Here is a 15,766-nt window from a genome sequence, read left to right as displayed (position 1 = left end):
AAGGTACTAACATAGTATATACGATCTTAGTACCTAGCGCACGATAAATCGTTGGTACCGACAAACAGGACGGCTATTGACTGGTAGGGACAGACGACCATAAAAAAATGACCCGAGGAGGACAACCTAAATAGGCGGTTGCTGCAGCGATTCCTTCCGTTCCGGTAAGGATGCCTTTTGCCGGAAAAACGAAATAGCGCAACGAGATGGTATAGAGAATACCGGTCAGAACCGCCAGCACCAACGGCACAATCTGATCGCGGAAAAATATTTTTACACCCCTTTTTTTCTCACGCCATGCTTCCTTGTTGGTGAATCCGCTGGACGCGCCGCCCGCCCCGGAGAGAATTTCATCACGTTGATGATTGGGGTGAGGGCGGTTATGTTGAGACCGTTCGGTTGCAACCCAAACCATGTCGAAGAATGATAGACGGATTAATACACTTTCTCCAGAGGGGTTTGTCTCAGATCAACTCGAAATGAAAATTTGTCGGGCGTAAGGTGAGCAGATCGCACCTGCTTTGTTTTAGGGTGTGCTCGGTAACGTTGCCGAGAAGAGCGTAGGCTAGTGAAGACTGTCCTCTGGTGCTCATGATGATCAGGTCATTGTTCAATTCCTCGGCGAGCTTTGGAATGATAGTTCCAGGGCGGCCCGGGCGAAGATGATAGCGGTAGTTATGGTCGCGTCCGACGCCGGCGTCAAGCCATTCCCGCATCTGATTTTCAGCCTTTGCTCGAATATTGTCGTGCATCAGCTGATGCTGTTCATCCATGGCAGTGGTAGGGGTTAGTTTTCCGTCACCCCACAAAGAATAAATATGCACATAATCAAATTTTGCTTCCGGGGCGATAACTTGGGCGTATAGCGCGGCCTCCGTAGCTGCAGTGGAAAAGTCTGTAGGAACCAGAATGCGCCGGCACAATGGGGTCGAAGGAGGCTGTTTGACAATCAATACCGGAAGTTCACTTTTCCGTGCGACACGCTCTGCCGTTGTGCCGACGAAAAGCTCCTCGAAAAAATCACTGCCGTGGGCACCGATCAGAATCAGGTCAGCACCTATGTCGCGGGATGTTTTAATGATTTCAACAAAGGGCTTGCCACTGTTCACCAGTGGTTGCCAGTTAACTCCGTTTAAATCAAGCATTTCCAGATGCTGACTAAAATGTGTCAAAGAGTGAGCAGACGGTCTGTACCCCATGATGATCATGACAATAATCGGGTTGCCAACCAGAACAAACACGGAAAAAATCAGCGCCGGAAAGATCTGCGCCCCAAGTAACGACAGGTCGAGTTGCGCGCCGAGACCGATAAAGAAAAACAGCAGCAGAAAGTCGCGCAGGCTGGTCAGGCGCACGGCGATCATCTCGCGAAAATGGGTCGACGCCAGAGACACCCCGGCCAGGAAAGCACCTACCTCTTTGCTGAAACCGAGCATGTCGCCACCGGCGGCAAAGAGTACCGCCCAGGCGATGGAAAAAAGCACCAGCAGTTCCTGGGTGCGTGCCATGGCTGGCAGCAGCTTCGGCAGAATAAATCGCATCAGCAGGGCAACCCCTGCCAGCAGGGCAACCCCCTTGCCTAGAACGATCAGGCCATCTTTAAGCAGGTGGCCGGAGTCCTGTTCGGCCCCCAGAGCAGTGAGGCCGATCATGGCGAGGATGACGGCGATATCCTGAACAATCAGAAAACCGATGGCAATGCGACCATGGAGGGAATCGATTTCCCGTTTGTCGGACAGCAGTGGGTCTGTCTTGGCACGGGAGGTAGTTGTGATTCAAATTTCCTTTGAGTATGGCTTCAAAAAGACAGCCACCTGAGCCTTGTCGATTTTTCCTTGTGCAACACCCAAGACAAGATCGGCAAAGTCGTCTTCAGGTGCATCAAGTTCAAAACCGTTCAGGACGAGAAAAACGAGAGCGGATACAGCTCCGACACGTTTGTTGCCATCTACAAATGGGTGATTTTTGACGAGGTGAAATAGATATGCCGCCGCCATTTCAAAGATATCGGTATGCAGGAATTCTCCACCATACGTAGCGGAAGACATCCCGATAGCGGATTTTAGCAAACCCATATCTCTGATCCCCGGATCACCTCCATATAGATTTGTCTGGTTTTGGTGAATCTCCAAAACTTCCGGCAATGTAAGAAAATTTGGGTCCAATGCCCTACTCCGACAATTTCTTCAGCGCTTTTGGATACCGGGCATTGACTTTATCTAAAGCTGCCCTGAATGAATCTTGACGGTTGATATCCCTGACTGGCGCAAGAATGAGAACCTGTCCATCGGTGGAAATATCGAAGGGTGTTTCCGCATTGACCCCTAACAATTCCAAAACAGGCTTTTCAATCACCAGTGCCATACTGTTTCCATGCTTGGTCAACGTTTTGATCATGAGTCCGCACCTCCCTGTCTAGTAATGACTATGTAGCCACAATGTTAATACATTGATTTGTCATAGTCAAGCAGCTGTTATTGCACATAAGTGATAATTGCGCAGCAGGGGCAACATGAATGTCCAACAAGTCAGGGTTTGCAGGACATTTCAAAATTGAGAACCTTGATCAGCAAAAATGCTGTAAGATAACTTATCGGACAATCGACCTGACTAACTTCCGTCACCCTCTTCCGAAAAAAAAGTTAAAAAAATGGTCATCATGTTTTCCCATTCAGATATTTGTCAGAAATCGTATGTAGAATAGCGTCAAGCACGCAGCGCAGCAGTTCAGCAAAAATCATAAAAAGGCAAAACCAGAGTAATCTGGCGACGCAAAGCTACCAGACCTAAAGGGTCAGTGGGGTTGTTATGATTATAAAAATTGAGAAAAAAAATATATCCCGCCATGTTGTTCGGTCTCTCCGAAATGGCGGGTTTTTGTTGCTAGGGACGCCAGGCTCTTTACTGAGATTTTACGGGCAATTTTTTCCTGTATCGGCAAGGACTTTGTAAGCGACACCATTTGTCGTGTGCAAGAGCTAGTCTTACTCCAATCATTCGTTGGCAACAACAATCACCCTAATGTGGTTTCGGAGTTCTTATGACCAGGCAGCTCAGTGAAAAACTCTTGTATCAAGGAACAGAACATCAACTCCATAATGAGCCCCTCTCTAGTTTTTTGAATAAAAACTACCGGAAATTGCGCCTGCGCCATATGCATACTGGTTGTTATCGAGGCTACATAGCATCGTGGGAAATTGTTGAGGGGCGCCTTTATTTGATGGACATTGTCACCAAAGAAATAAACCTGGAGATAGCCAGAGAATATGTGGCGCAAAAGTATCCCGACAGAAAGATATCAAGACCAGATTGCCTGTTAAATATTTTATTTCCTGATGACCAAAGCCCGGTGTTTGCAGGTTGGTACACAGGTTCACTGGTGTGTCCTGCTGGAAAAGTCATTGGCTACCCTTCGGGACTGCACAGAAATTATTTCACTCACTATCTCCATCTTTTCGTCAACGCAGGATCTGTGGAATCGGAAGAGTTGCTGACAATCGATGAAATGAAGGAAAGAGGCATTTCAGAGATATAGCGCTTGAAGCGTCTGGTGCATCCTGCTCCATGTGGCTGACTTCTATTAACAAGGCTTGGTATGGGTACTTTACTTCCAGATTGCAGAATTTTTATCCTGTGCCGGGATCGTGCCGAAGCACGCGCTTATCGCCGGCGCATCGCTGAGGCGGGGATTGGTTTCAATCTGCAGGTGGGGACCTGGCTTGAACTGTTGCAGGCAGCGGCTGATGCGTATCTGATACCTCCTGCTGAGCCACAGTGGCAACCGGTTCTGACTGAAACTCTTCCCCGGCTTACTGATGTCTTCTGGTCCGGCAGCTATGCCGTTGCTCCTGAACAGACCAGAGCGATCATCTCCCGTGAACTCGATATTCTGATTCGCAGCTCTGCTCCCGAAAGTTTATTCTCACAGCGATCGATCTCCTCCTTGTCGCAACGAGCGCAGCAGCATCTGGATGATTTGACCCTGTTGCAGCAAGCAATGGATTACTGTCTCCCGGATGATTTGGCTATCGTCCAGCGGGTATTGCAAGCCGATAAGAATCGCAGCTTGCGCCGGATCAAGGTGTATGCTGTTGAGCCACGGGAATCCCTCGACCCCTGGATCAGAGCTTTGATCCACCGACTTAACAATGACAGTGCCGACGGCAATGAACCCGTCAACGGCGCGGACTTCCTTCAGCGACCCGTTCCCCCCGTTTCTGCTACCTCCCTTGGTCTGCTGCATCATCATCTGTACACAACAACGACTGTCACAGGTCAATTGGATGATTCCTTGCAGTGGCTGGCGGTTCGCGATCCCCTGGAAGAAGTTGAAATTGCCGCCGGCATGATTCAGACCGCACTGCGTACCGGGCGGGATTCAGGTACAAACACCATCGGGCTGTTGTTGCCGAACAATGCCTATTATTCCAGTGCGGTAAACGAAGTATTTCGCGCTGCCGGCTTGCCGCTGTCCGGTTTGGTTCAGCAGCAAACAGAACGCGATCTGGGCAAAGAGGTGGTGTTTTATCTGCTGCAGTCCGCGAAAAAGCCCGCTCCAACGATGGCGATGGCCGCCTTTGCGACATCAGCGTTGCTTCCCTGGTCGCGATCCTTCGGCTTTGAGGTCGCCAACACCCTGATGGCAGGGGACTACACCCTCAAAGACGTTGAACCTCCAACTCCTCTGGGCCGATCACTGTTGACCCTGATCCGTGATGGTATCGCTACCTCTGCCGATTTACGCGCAGTGCTGACGGCATTGCCAGCCCAATTAAACGCTGATCCGGAATATGAACTTCACCGCCAGCGAGCAACGGGGCTCTGTGCCGACCTGCTTGATCTGTTGCGGGAATCTGAGCAGATACCGTGGGAAGAGATGCTACGCCAGGCAGCACCTGAATCACTGACACGAGAGGTAGCTGCCGAACCGACCCGCGAAGGGATTGCTGTTTTTTACGAACATCAGGAACCCTGGCGTGAGGTAACAGAGCTTTTTGTCCTTGGGTTCAATGATGGCCATTACCCTCAATCTCCACCTGCATCAGCGGTTTTTTCTGCCGCTGACCGGGAAGTGCTAAAGCAGCAGGGTTTTAACCTGGATACTGTTGTTGCTGGTGATGAGCGGTTGCGCAGCTTGTTCGTCAGGCAGTTGCAGGCAACAACATCCCGTGTTCATTTTCTGTCAAGCCGCCTTGATCTCGCCGGCAACGCCCTCTACCCCTCCTCCAGCCTGGCCTTTATGGCACAACTGTTTCCGCAGGTGCAGGAACCCGAAGACCTGATCCTCGACCTTGATACGGAGGCTGGCCGCAGCCGAGCCTTTGGCCTGGCCATAGCGGATACGGAGTGTTCCACAGCACCACGTGGGCTTGAAATTTCCGATCCCGCGTTGCAAATCGATCTGCTTGCCATCCTGAAGAATCGCGACGGTAGTATTCGCGCTCAGTCCCCCAGTAGTCTGGAAACCCTGATGACCTCACCTCTGGCCTGGCTGCTGGATCGGGCGCGCCTGATTCCGCCGGACTGGGAACCCGAGTCCCTGGATGTCATGGCCAAGGGAACCCTGGCCCACGCGGTGTTTGAACGGCTGTTTGCCCCGGGCATCCCGGTGTCCTCTCTTGTCGATATCGAACAGCTGGTGCCGCAATTGCTCAAACAAACCATCATTAACATCAAGCCTTTCTTAAACCGACCGGAATGGCAGGTTGAGCGCTTCCATCTGGAAAAGGAAATCACAACCGCCGCAATGCGCTTCCGGGAGATTCTTGACACCCTGGGGGCGACCATCCTGGGGGTTGAGGTATGGCTGAAAGGGACGTTTGACACGCAGGCAATCCATGGCAGCGCCGATCTGCTGCTGCAGCTGCCCGACGGCAAGATCTACGTTGTTGATTACAAAAAAAGTTCCAGTAAAAAGCGTAAGGAGCGGATGCACAAAGGTTACGACAGTCAGGCTTCCCTCTATCGGATCATGCTGCAGTCTGGTAGCGGCACCTTCCGCTCATCCGACGGCACCAAAGTCACGGTTGCGCAGGATCGCCCCATCGGCGCCATGTACTACCTGATGAATGACCAGGTGGCTTTGGCCGACACCGATGGCTGGACCGCAGGTCGTATCCGGAACATCGAAGAACTGGGTGCGGATGTGTCGGTTAACGCTCTGCCGTTGCTTAAAGAACGTCTGGCTCAAGTAAAAAGAGGCCAGGTGCTGCTTAATAGCGCCTCTGATGAAAAATGGTTCGACAAAAACGCCGGCATTCCTTTGTACGCCCTCGACAGAAGCCCCTTGATTCGCCTGTTCATGCACCCGGCGCGGCAGGAGGATTAACATGACCTTACCCCTGTTAACCATCATTCCCGCCGGTGCCGGTTCCGGAAAAACCTACAGTATCCAGACCACCCTGGCGCAATGGGTGGTGGATGGGCAGGTTCGCCCCGACAGCATCATTGCCGTGACCTTTACCGAAGCGGCCGCCGCCGAACTGCGTGGTCGCATCCGGACGGAGCTGATCGGCAAAAAACGTCCCCTTGATGCCCTGCAACTGCAGCAGTCCTACATCTCCACGATCCACGGCTTTGGTTTGCGCCTGCTCAGCGAATTTGCCTTTGATGCCGGACTCAACCCATCACCGCGCCTGCTCACGGAAGACGAAGAAAATGTTCTGATCCGCCTTGCCCTCTCCGGGACCAATCACTCCGTCCCGATCATGAAGGATCTGCAGCGTTTCGGATATCGCTATGACTTCAATAGCAACAGCAGCCCGGAGGATGCGTTTCGCGGTGCGGTACTTGAGTTGATGAACAAGCTGCGTTCCATCGGGCGCTTGGAAAAAGACGACCACTTGGCAGCACAAGCTATTGCACGAATCCAGAACGTATACGGCCCCACCGGTGACGCCACCCTGTTACAGCAGAGACTGCACCACGCGGTTCAGTGTGTGCTCAAGCAATTCCCCGAAGATGTGTCAGCCTATTGCAAAACCAAAGGGGTCGCGAAAAAGCTCAAGGACGACTTCAACCTGCTGCGTCAAGCTGCCAATGTATTCAATCTCAATAACGACTGGAAACTCTGGCAGCAGTTGCGTGGGCTGCAGACCTCTACTCCGCGGAATCCTTTACCTGAAGGCTACGATCGGTTGATCCAGGAGGTGATTTCAGCCGCTGATAGCTTGCTCGATCATCCCGGCCCTCTCACCGATGCCAGCGACCATGCCGGCGCCATGCTTCAAACCGCCCAGGATTCCCTTGATCTGTATGCCCAGCGCAAAATGGAACGCGGCCTGCTCGACTACACCGACATGCTGGCTCAGGCGCTGAAGATGCTCATGGATAAACCGGCGGTGTTGAGTTTACTCAAAGAGCGGATTGATTGTCTGGTGATTGATGAATTTCAGGATACCAACCCGTTGCAGTTTGCCCTGTTGTGGATGTTTCATCGTGCCGGGATCCCCACTCTGATTGTCGGGGATCTCAAACAGGCGATCATGGGCTTTCAGAATGCCGACGCCCGCCTGCTGGAGGAACTGCAAAAGAACAATCCGTCTGCCTGTCGCCCCCTAACCGGAAACTGGCGCACCCATCCAAACCTCATGCCCTGGGTCAACGCTATCGGCAGGGGACTGTTCGGCAGCGACTATACCGCTCTTGAACCTAAGGCGGATTTTCCAAGTTCACTGTCATCCCTGGAGGTGATCGATTTCACTGCCCGTGCGACCCAACAGACCAGAGCAGAACACACGGTTGCCCGCATCAAGGCTCTGCTCGATGAAGGCGGTGAGGTCTTTGACCGGATAACAAAGAAGATGCGCCCCGTGCGCGGTGGCGATATTGCGGTAATCTGCCCTCGCAACAGCCGCCTGACAACCTACGCTGAGATCTTAAGATCCGTGGGCTTGCGCACCCGAACCCGGGAAGAAGGCTGGTTTGAATCACGCATTATTCAGTTGGCGTACCACGCCTTGTCCCTGGTGGCCGACCCGACGGACCGGCATGCCGCCCTGTATCTGGCCGTAACGGAGCTGGGTACAGATACGCTGGAAAGCGCCCTGACCACCATGATCAAGGGGGAATGGCCCGCCAGTCCCGCCATCACAGCATTGCTGCAGGTCCGTGATGGTGCAACGGGTCGGTCGGTCTCCACCGTGATGGCAGAAACCCTGGCTGCCCTTGATCTGTTGACGACCGTTTCTATCTGGCCTGAAGCACCCCAGGCACGCGCCAACCTGCTGCGCTTGCAGGCTGAAGCTCTGGAATTTGAAAACGGCAACCGTGATGCCCTGGCCAGCGGCGGCTACTATGGCACGGAGCTGAAAAGCTTTTTGTCCTGGCTGCGCACCCGCGCCGAACGCGACAATACCCAGCCCCCCTACCGCGTTCAGGATGAGGACGCCATTGAGCTTGTCACCTGGCATCGCTCCAAAGGCAGAGAATGGCCCATTGTGGTTGTTGCTGCTACTGACAGCGAAATCCTCAACCCTTTGCCCAGCCTTGATATCAATTACGAAGATTTCAGTGATCTTGATCAGATCCTGCAAAAGGCACGGATCGATATCTCCCCCCAGTATGTGGCACCGGAAAAGAACGAACCCCTGCTGGAGACCCTTTGGCCCGTCGCCAAGGATTCCGCCACCCGCCTGTTGTATGTGGCTCTGACCCGATCCCGCGAGAAAATAATCCTTGAGTGGCCAAGCTATCTCGATAACGGCAAGGACAGAACCTCTCTGACCTACTGGGAACTGCTGGTCGAAAAAACCGGCATGGTCCAGGCAGCGAATCAACTGAGCCTGCAGGGGCAGAGCTACCCCTGCCGAGCCATCCGCGCCGGTAAGGATCGCCACGAGCTCTTTGAATCGGAACTAGCCCCTAGTCGCGATACGCTGCCGGTCATTGGTCGCCGGGCACTGATAAAGTCCGACTTGCCAAGCCATCTGACCCCGGAGACTATTCGCCCATCGCTCATCGAGGCTGAAGAGAAAGTCGCTGATGTTCCGGTATCGGTACAGACCTACGCGCCACCACTGCAATTCAATCTCGATCTGCCCGCCAACACTGCCGGTACCCTGCTGCACCGCTGTTTTGAGCTTCAGGGGCATATAACTGATGCCGACCAACTCCGGCAGGTGACCGGATATGCCTGGACGGACGATCAATTCCTGGCAATCTGTTCCCAGGTGGAGCAATTCCATAAATACCTGATGACCACCTTTACGCCGGACGCCCTGCGTCATGAAGTTGCCGTGTTATCAACCGATATCAACGGCAGCGTCATTAACGGCTTAATCGATCTGCTGGTGGAAACACCCGATGGGTTGTGGATTATCGATCACAAGTCCGATACCACCGATGATCGCCAGACCCGGCTTTATCACCACCTGCCGCAACTGCGGCTTTATCAGCAGGTGTTGGCAAAGCTCCGACCGGATAAGCCCGTTGCCGGTGTCGCGATTAACTGGATTCGCTATGGGGAGGTGATGCTTGTTGACGACATCTTTTGATCAATAAGCCAGAGACTAAGCGACGTCTACTGTCGCTAGGTCATGGGATGTTGGCAGCCTGAGGGGCGCATCCAGTATTCCAAGTTCATTAAAAGAGGAGGTCAACGATGAGACATACATTCATTCTGCTGTTTACTGGGGTTTTGCTTACTGGCTGTGCTGGACATGGCCATCTGCCAACCACGCAACAACAGGCAATATTTGGCGCTGCAACAGGCGCACTGATCGGCAATGCGGTTCAAAATACGACCAGGGGAACCCTGCTTGGCGCCGGCATTGGTACGATGATCGGTATTGCCAGCGGTTACGCAGAAGATCAGCAAAAAGAACGGAATCTGGTAGCGTATCAAACCAAACGCAATGGTTACACCAATTGCAGGAAAGTTACCCGAACAACGGTGACAAATGGTGTCGAGTCTCAGGTGGTCGAAGAGGTATGTGAGGGCACTCAGTATCGACCGTTTTATTGATCTGAACTATCATGGGAACCGTCATAACGGTTGGATATTTTTTTAACGGGACAATTCTATGCCGGAGCAACACAGCTCTATGGATTATGAGCAACTAAAACTTTGGATCCTCACCCAGGCAGAAAAGCACCGGGTCTGCCCAGATGAGGATTTTTGGCTCGTGGAAATTATCGAAATGGAGGTTATGAACGCTCTTTTTGATTATGCCATCGATGAAGGAATGCAGGCCCCGCCTTTTGATCTGAAAAAAATTCTGGATGCAGAAGATGACGATGATCCACATGTGCCCCCTGAAGGGCGTGACGCATTCCTGCTGAACCTCTTGGAGATGATCAGCAGTGATGACAGCACCGACGCAATGCAAGTTCCTGCGCCGGTCAAGGAGCTGTTTCAGTTCTTTAGAGAAAGTTTCTGGCCAAGTGAATCTGAAACTGATGAATAGCGATGTATACAGATCGTTACCTATATAGACCTAAGGGAGGAACATTGTGAACCATAATAAGGACAACCAACCTGCAACGACAAAACCGGAAGTAGATGATTCGATTGACAGGATTGCCAGCATAGTCAAAAGTAGAATTTCAAATTCATTTGAAAGCTTAAATGAAATAGAAAAGGAAATAGCCTTAGTTAAATATAAAGATAAAGATAAAAAAAAAGATTATAAGATAAATCTTAAGACAATAAAGCCGTCAAGGGGCAACAATTGGAGTAAATTCAAAATTTATTTTAACAATTGCCATGAAAAATTCTATGATTGCAAAATAAGTTTTGTATCTCCAGATTCTGATGATAAAAATACTATAGTATTGAGAATGAAAATAAATGAAAAATATACAACAATAAGAATAGACAAGATAGAAGACGATGAAGATTATTTAAATGAAGATAAATCGCTATTGTCAACTAGGTGTCGCTTGCCAAGACTAAACAACTTCCCTGACATAGCATTTATCGCCTCAAGGCTGTTCCCTGAGAAGGTCCAAGGCAGTGAAGAGATCGATGTTTATGGTAAATATTGGCCTGTGTTTTCAAGCACAGATATCGAGTGGTCTATCACCGTACCAGATTTGATTGTCAATGATAAACTGAATGACGATAACGAGTGGGGTTTATTCTGTGCTGCTTTAGCTGCACGCGAGATGATTATCAGCGAAGCATATGAAGAAGATAACAACGGCTTCCCCTCCTACAAAGATTTCATTCCAAAACGACCTGTTAATTTGGAAACCAGTGATGTCCAGAGAAGACTAAAGGAGCGCAACATTCTGCTCCCCTGGCAAATACTGGAAACAGCCTGCGCTTCGCTTAACGCTGGAAAGCACGTGATTTTTACCGGTCCGCCGGGGTGTGGGAAGACAACCTTGGCGAAGGAGTTGGCAAGGGCTGCCGGCATTCAGGAGCCTATTATTGCAACAGCTTCACCTACCTGGAGTACGGATGAACTCATCGGCAGGTACATGCCGGCAATAGAAGGTTCTGCCATCAGGTTTTCTGAGGGCTTTTTCTTAAGGGCTATCAGTGATGACAAATGGTTGATTATTGATGAACTCAATCGAGCAGATATTGATAGCTGCTTTGGTGAACTGTTCACCGTTCTGGCTGGGCAACCTGCTATTTTGCCATTCGAAAAACCAGTAGAGAATGAAGAGGAAAGCTCTGAAAAAAAATTATTACCTATCGTTGTTCTTCCTGAATCCTATGGAAAAACCAATAATGCATACAAGGATCACCCCAAATATTCGATTCAGTCAAAATTCAGAATTATCGGCACCATGAACGATGCTGACGCATCCAGGCTTAATCAGCTATCATACGCCTTCCAAAGAAGATTCAACATTATCAGAGTAGAGGCACCATCACATGAAGAAACAAAAGAAATTGTCATCGGTCACACTAAAAATAAGATTAAATCAGTAGAAGAATCTGGAAATAGATCAGTTTATCAAATAACAAAAAATAAAAATGAAAAAATAATCAGACATAATATTTTTAATAAAGACAATTTGATAAAAAGTCTTTTCTATAATGATAGGCTTGATGGTTTTGATTTAGTAAAAGAAAGAGTTATAGGAATTGCTCAAGTTCTTGATGTAATAGATTTTATTATAGAAGGTCTAACAGGGCCAAATGATGCAAATTTAAGCCTTATGGAAGAAGACTCATGGAATTCAGTAAAACAAAGTTGCGTTGTTTATTCCTATATGGCATTGGGTCTTACTATATCTGTTTTTCCTCAGTTAATTGCATTAACCGGCTTTCAGGATAAGAAAAAATTAAAAGACGCAATTGAGCTCATACTTGAATCTTTTAAGGATTACAAATTCTACCGTATAGAGGGTCCGGAAAAGCAGGAGGCTCCTTACCGCGCAATTTGCGATGGTCGTAAAATCAGCAAGTTTCTGCAAATCGAACTAGAACGTCTTTTTCGAAACACTCAACTTGACGAAGAAGTTAAAAAATTAATTATTGACCAGGCTAGTCATGAGTAATCTGGATCAAACTGAAGAAAAAATAATTCTCTTATCCATAAAATGGCTTGCAGTGAAATTCTTCGAAGGTCATCGCCAGCTTCTGCTGGCGTGGGTTGCAGATTACCTGAATGACAATGCTGTAGACATTCTTCGCCAGCAGATGTTGCTGGACCATCCGGATCGGATCAAAGCCGAAGAGCTGATTCAAAAATTTCTTGATCGTGACCTGACGCGCCCGTTGACTCGTCGCACAACTGAGTCGCGAATGCACCGCAATACAGACTGGGGTCGAACGCAGATTTCCAAGCTAGTCGGCCCGGCCCAATGCTATGTAAACCGCAGGGTAGAACATGTGCCGGACATCCCACTGTTGTCGGGACTTTTTGGTATTGCTTTACTTTGGTGCCAGCAGCTTGCCGGTCTGAGCCATAAACACGAACGCTATATTGCACGATCGAAGGCGATGGATCACGCCTGCTCAACCATTCGCTTTTCACCATTGGCAATTACCTACGATGCCAATATGTCGTCATTGCTTCGTCGATGTGATGGGGGGAAAGAACTTGCTGATTTGCTAGATAAGGTGCAGACAATATTATGGCAACAGTTTGATCCTGAAAAAGATGGTAAATTACTGGTTCAGCTTTTTGAAAAAGAATCCGCTGCATCAAGTGACCAGCCAAACTCAGAGAGATGCTATATCGATAGGACTAATGCCGACAACATGCTAGAAATGATAGCAACTCTTGCTTTGGCAAAAGCATTCGTTGACCAAGGTTGGCGTCCAGAAAAAAATATATTCAAGGTGGGTTTGAAGTTGAGTGAGGGTTTGACCTTAAAGAAGAATGGTCTGACACTCCATATCCGCAAAGGTTTTCCCGAGGAAGTCAAAGCAACTGATCGATCAATTGAGTTATTGAAAGCCGTTGAATACAACAATGCATCTGGCAAACAGCCGGACATTGTCCTTTGTTTTCGATGCGATCTACAAAAACTTGATCCGATTTATCTGATCGCTGACGCCAAACGTAATCAGAAAAATGATGGCGCACAATATCGTCGTATGGCACTTTTCTCCATACTGACTGACCTGGTGGCTTTCGGACACAAAATTGGTTTTACCGTATCGGATAAGCAGAAGGGGTGCTTCGATGCGAAAGTAAAACCTTGCGGGTTGCTGTTTTTCAAGCAAATGAAAACCCAACAGGACTTTGATAATGAATCGGTCGTCACTGCATTCGGCTTTGATGAATATGTCAGCCTGTTTCATGAAGAGCAAAATCAAGAGTCAACACGACTGATACAAACTGTTGAAGCTATTGAAAAATCTGTGGCAGAGAAATTTCGTCAAGAGGCAGAGGGTCACAACTCTTCAGAACGACAACCCTAGATGTATCAGCATGTTGCGATTGAGCAGGACATTTAATTGTCCGGGCACTGTAGGAAGGGATTTGACACTGAACATCCACTCTTTCTCAAAAAGACACTCGGTAATACCGTTTTTGTCGTCCAAACCCCCAACGCCCTTGTCGCTTGCTTTGACAAAGACATCGACTTCAAAATCGTGGGCACCATCTCCCCCCGAACTCCAACCCTTAAAAGTAGTCTTCAAAGATGCCAGTTTTAATGACGACAAAGATCGTATCAATGTGGAAGAACGCTTCAAACGGCTTTCACCAAAAACTAAAGTGACGGTGATATGAGTAAGGAAAAAAATGAAAAACAGCTTTCCACACGGGACGAATTAACCGAATTCCTGTTGTATGCCGCGCGTAATGGGGATGTAAAAGTAGAAATCATCTTTCATAACGAAACCGTCTGGCTTACCCAGAAAAGAATGGCGGAACTCTTTGGGGTCGATGTTTCCACCATCAATGAACACCTCAAAAACATCTATAAAACCGGGGAACTGGAAGAATCGGCAACTATTGGGAAATTCCCAATAGTTCAAACCGAGGGGAATCGGGAAGTTAGCCGGGAAGTAGAACATTATAATTTGCAAGGAATTATTGCCGCTGGTTTTCGGGTCAATTCTGAAAAAGAAACACATTTTAGAAAATGGGCGGCGCCAGTTTTCTTGAATAAAAAAGGGTCAGACCCCTTTTAATGCTCGCAAAGCCTCCATGCGGCCGTGCAATACCCGAACAATGGCGATTCCGTAGTCGGTTATTCGGAAGTAGATCATATGTCTCTCAACGCCCCACCGGCGATAGCCTGTCCGGATGTGCTTGCAGCTTGGCGCTGTTTCGGGTGATTCAGCCAATTCGGCAAACGCCGCCGTCAGGAAATCGATGTAACGATCTGCCTGCTCGATACCCCATTGTCTAACCGTATAGGTCCAGATCGATTCCAGATCACGCTCTGCCGCCGGAGCCAGGCGATATTCAGCCATGGGCGGCCAGCATCCTTTGTTTAAACTCAGCAGGGTTGAAACGGCGGGGTTCGCCACTGGCCTCACCCTCGATCAGAGCGGCGCGAATCGCTTCGATCTCAGCGCTGCGTTCCTGTTCGCGTCGGATCAGGTCGCGGATGTACTCGCTATCGTTGGTGTAGTGTCCAGCGTTGATCTGAGCTTTGACCCAGTTGTCTTGCTGATCAGTCAGGGTGATGGTTTTGCGCACAGTTTTCATGCTGTAGCCTCCTCTGTTGGCATCACGACGAATCAAAAACCATACTATCCGTGCAATATAGCGCAAAATCGTGCAGCTGGCGAGAGCGGCACCGGCACGAATGAAACCTTAACCCTGTCGCTCATTCCCCTCATCATCACACCAAATCACCTGCCCATGTTTTCCCGGCTCCAGGGTATCCCATAGCAGCTCCTGATCTGGAATACTGCCTTTTTCGATAGAACTGACTACCTCCAGTTTCCCGAGTTTCGGGCAGTGAATATGAATCCGCGCCTGGAAGAGATAATCAAGGTCATAATAGCCGTCAAACTCTTTGACCTTGACGCCTTCCCCCGGCGGCACCTCCCGATACACCGGATCACGACCCTGTTGCAGGGTAAAAACATCGTCATCAGCGGTGGTAAATCCGCCCGTTGCTGTGGTGACGCTAATCAGTGTCTGATCGCTGTCATTGACAAAATAGAGGTCGCTCCCCGAATCCTGCCCACTGAGATTGACCAACCGAAACAGAGGTTTGCGGTATTCGTATGATGCTAATGACAGATGGACGCCCGATCGCTTGGTATGTTCCTGAATCGGCATCCATGTTTCGAATCCTGATATTCTTTTTGGCTCCATGACTCCTCCTTTTTATGCAGGTTATTTGTGTTGGGTGATGATTAATGTTTACAACTATTTTGCGACAAATAGTGTCGCAT

General features: G+C 49.4%; 15 protein-coding genes and 1 riboswitch. Of the genes, 8 read left to right on the top strand and 7 right to left on the bottom strand.

Annotated elements, in window-relative coordinates; translation table 11 throughout:
• Positions 1 to 73: 73 nt before the first annotated feature.
• Genes ICT70_RS04920 through ICT70_RS04905 form a run of 4 tightly spaced genes read right to left on the bottom strand, consistent with a single transcriptional unit; the run spans position 74 to position 2,397 of the window.
• The gene (locus ICT70_RS04920; protein ID WP_191154281.1) at positions 74 to 415 is read right to left on the bottom strand and encodes a hypothetical protein; all 342 of its coding nucleotides are present in this window, start codon (positions 413 to 415) and stop codon (positions 74 to 76) included.
• A 49-nt stretch (positions 416 to 464) separates the two neighbouring features.
• Positions 465 to 1,775, bottom strand: coding sequence for a universal stress protein (locus tag ICT70_RS15165; RefSeq protein ID WP_337906695.1), 1,311 nt, complete (start codon positions 1,773 to 1,775; stop codon positions 465 to 467).
• Positions 1,776 to 2,165, bottom strand: a complete 390-nt coding sequence (locus tag ICT70_RS04910) for a type II toxin-antitoxin system death-on-curing family toxin (protein WP_191154279.1) — start codon at positions 2,163 to 2,165, stop codon at positions 1,776 to 1,778.
• Positions 2,166 to 2,169: 4 nt separating this feature from the next.
• Complete coding sequence (locus ICT70_RS04905; RefSeq protein WP_191154278.1) at positions 2,170 to 2,397, bottom strand: AbrB/MazE/SpoVT family DNA-binding domain-containing protein; 228 nt, start codon at positions 2,395 to 2,397, stop codon at positions 2,170 to 2,172.
• A 339-nt stretch (positions 2,398 to 2,736) separates the two neighbouring features.
• A riboswitch (cyclic di-GMP riboswitch) is annotated at positions 2,737 to 2,811 on the top strand.
• Positions 2,812 to 3,040: 229 nt separating this feature from the next.
• On the opposite strand from ICT70_RS04905, the gene ICT70_RS04900 reads away from it, so the two are divergent.
• The 8 genes from ICT70_RS04900 (at position 3,041) to ICT70_RS04865 (ending at position 14,545) form a co-directional block, all read left to right on the top strand.
• The gene (locus ICT70_RS04900) at positions 3,041 to 3,535 is read left to right on the top strand and encodes a hypothetical protein (protein ID WP_191154277.1); all 495 of its coding nucleotides are present in this window, start codon (positions 3,041 to 3,043) and stop codon (positions 3,533 to 3,535) included.
• Between the two features lie 60 nt (positions 3,536 to 3,595).
• Complete coding sequence (locus ICT70_RS04895) at positions 3,596 to 6,328, top strand: PD-(D/E)XK nuclease family protein (RefSeq protein WP_191154276.1); 2,733 nt, start codon at positions 3,596 to 3,598, stop codon at positions 6,326 to 6,328.
• A gap of 1 nt (position 6,329) precedes the next feature.
• Positions 6,330 to 9,494, top strand: coding sequence for a UvrD-helicase domain-containing protein (locus ICT70_RS04890; RefSeq protein WP_191154275.1), 3,165 nt, complete (start codon positions 6,330 to 6,332; stop codon positions 9,492 to 9,494).
• Between the two features lie 107 nt (positions 9,495 to 9,601).
• Positions 9,602 to 9,964: a glycine zipper family protein gene (locus ICT70_RS04885; protein ID WP_191154274.1), complete on the top strand. Its 363-nt coding sequence runs from the start codon at positions 9,602 to 9,604 to the stop codon at positions 9,962 to 9,964.
• Between the two features lie 58 nt (positions 9,965 to 10,022).
• The gene (locus ICT70_RS04880; protein ID WP_191154273.1) at positions 10,023 to 10,406 is read left to right on the top strand and encodes a hypothetical protein; all 384 of its coding nucleotides are present in this window, start codon (positions 10,023 to 10,025) and stop codon (positions 10,404 to 10,406) included.
• Between the two features lie 46 nt (positions 10,407 to 10,452).
• Positions 10,453 to 12,456, top strand: a complete 2,004-nt coding sequence (locus ICT70_RS04875; RefSeq protein ID WP_191154272.1) for an AAA family ATPase — start codon at positions 10,453 to 10,455, stop codon at positions 12,454 to 12,456.
• Positions 12,449 to 13,828 (top strand): hypothetical protein, encoded by a 1,380-nt coding sequence (locus tag ICT70_RS04870; RefSeq protein WP_191154271.1) that lies wholly within the window; start codon positions 12,449 to 12,451, stop codon positions 13,826 to 13,828. The genes ICT70_RS04875 and ICT70_RS04870 overlap by 8 nt, the downstream gene beginning before the upstream one ends.
• A 309-nt stretch (positions 13,829 to 14,137) precedes the next feature.
• Positions 14,138 to 14,545, top strand: a complete 408-nt coding sequence (locus ICT70_RS04865; RefSeq protein WP_191154270.1) for a virulence RhuM family protein — start codon at positions 14,138 to 14,140, stop codon at positions 14,543 to 14,545.
• On the opposite strand, the gene ICT70_RS04860 is transcribed toward ICT70_RS04865, so the two are convergent.
• The 3 genes from ICT70_RS04860 to ICT70_RS04850 form a co-directional block, all read right to left on the bottom strand.
• The gene (locus ICT70_RS04860) at positions 14,531 to 14,830 is read right to left on the bottom strand and encodes a type II toxin-antitoxin system RelE/ParE family toxin (RefSeq protein WP_191154269.1); all 300 of its coding nucleotides are present in this window, start codon (positions 14,828 to 14,830) and stop codon (positions 14,531 to 14,533) included. The two genes, ICT70_RS04865 and ICT70_RS04860, sit on opposite strands and share 15 nt — an antisense overlap.
• Positions 14,823 to 15,068, bottom strand: coding sequence for a type II toxin-antitoxin system ParD family antitoxin (locus ICT70_RS04855; protein WP_191154268.1), 246 nt, complete (start codon positions 15,066 to 15,068; stop codon positions 14,823 to 14,825). Before ICT70_RS04855 ends, ICT70_RS04860 begins: the two co-directional genes overlap by 8 nt.
• A 108-nt stretch (positions 15,069 to 15,176) precedes the next feature.
• A complete protein-coding gene (locus ICT70_RS04850; protein WP_191154267.1) occupies positions 15,177 to 15,650 on the bottom strand; it encodes a hypothetical protein in 474 nt (157 codons plus the stop codon).
• Positions 15,651 to 15,766 lie beyond the last annotated feature (116 nt).

The sequence above is a fragment of the Pelovirga terrestris genome, assembly GCF_014773365.1.
Taxonomy (GTDB): Bacteria; Desulfobacterota; Desulfuromonadia; order Desulfuromonadales; family Geopsychrobacteraceae; genus Pelovirga; species Pelovirga terrestris.
Note: the sequence above shows the minus strand (reverse complement) of the source record. Positions and strands in the feature narration are given on the sequence as shown.

Coding starts and splice junctions, on each gene's coding strand:
- ICT70_RS04920 (WP_191154281.1), bottom strand. CDS start 415: ATGGTTTGGGTTGCAACCGAACGGTCTCAACATAACCGCCCTCACCCC.
- ICT70_RS04905 (WP_191154278.1), bottom strand. CDS start 2,397: ATGATCAAAACGTTGACCAAGCATGGAAACAGTATGGCACTGGTGATT.
- ICT70_RS04900 (WP_191154277.1), top strand. CDS start 3,041: ATGACCAGGCAGCTCAGTGAAAAACTCTTGTATCAAGGAACAGAACAT.
- ICT70_RS04895 (WP_191154276.1), top strand. CDS start 3,596: ATGGGTACTTTACTTCCAGATTGCAGAATTTTTATCCTGTGCCGGGAT.
- ICT70_RS04890 (WP_191154275.1), top strand. CDS start 6,330: ATGACCTTACCCCTGTTAACCATCATTCCCGCCGGTGCCGGTTCCGGA.
- ICT70_RS04885 (WP_191154274.1), top strand. CDS start 9,602: ATGAGACATACATTCATTCTGCTGTTTACTGGGGTTTTGCTTACTGGC.
- ICT70_RS04880 (WP_191154273.1), top strand. CDS start 10,023: ATGCCGGAGCAACACAGCTCTATGGATTATGAGCAACTAAAACTTTGG.
- ICT70_RS04870 (WP_191154271.1), top strand. CDS start 12,449: ATGAGTAATCTGGATCAAACTGAAGAAAAAATAATTCTCTTATCCATA.
- ICT70_RS04865 (WP_191154270.1), top strand. CDS start 14,138: ATGAGTAAGGAAAAAAATGAAAAACAGCTTTCCACACGGGACGAATTA.
- ICT70_RS04860 (WP_191154269.1), bottom strand. CDS start 14,830: ATGGCTGAATATCGCCTGGCTCCGGCGGCAGAGCGTGATCTGGAATCG.
- ICT70_RS04855 (WP_191154268.1), bottom strand. CDS start 15,068: ATGAAAACTGTGCGCAAAACCATCACCCTGACTGATCAGCAAGACAAC.
- ICT70_RS04850 (WP_191154267.1), bottom strand. CDS start 15,650: ATGCCGATTCAGGAACATACCAAGCGATCGGGCGTCCATCTGTCATTA.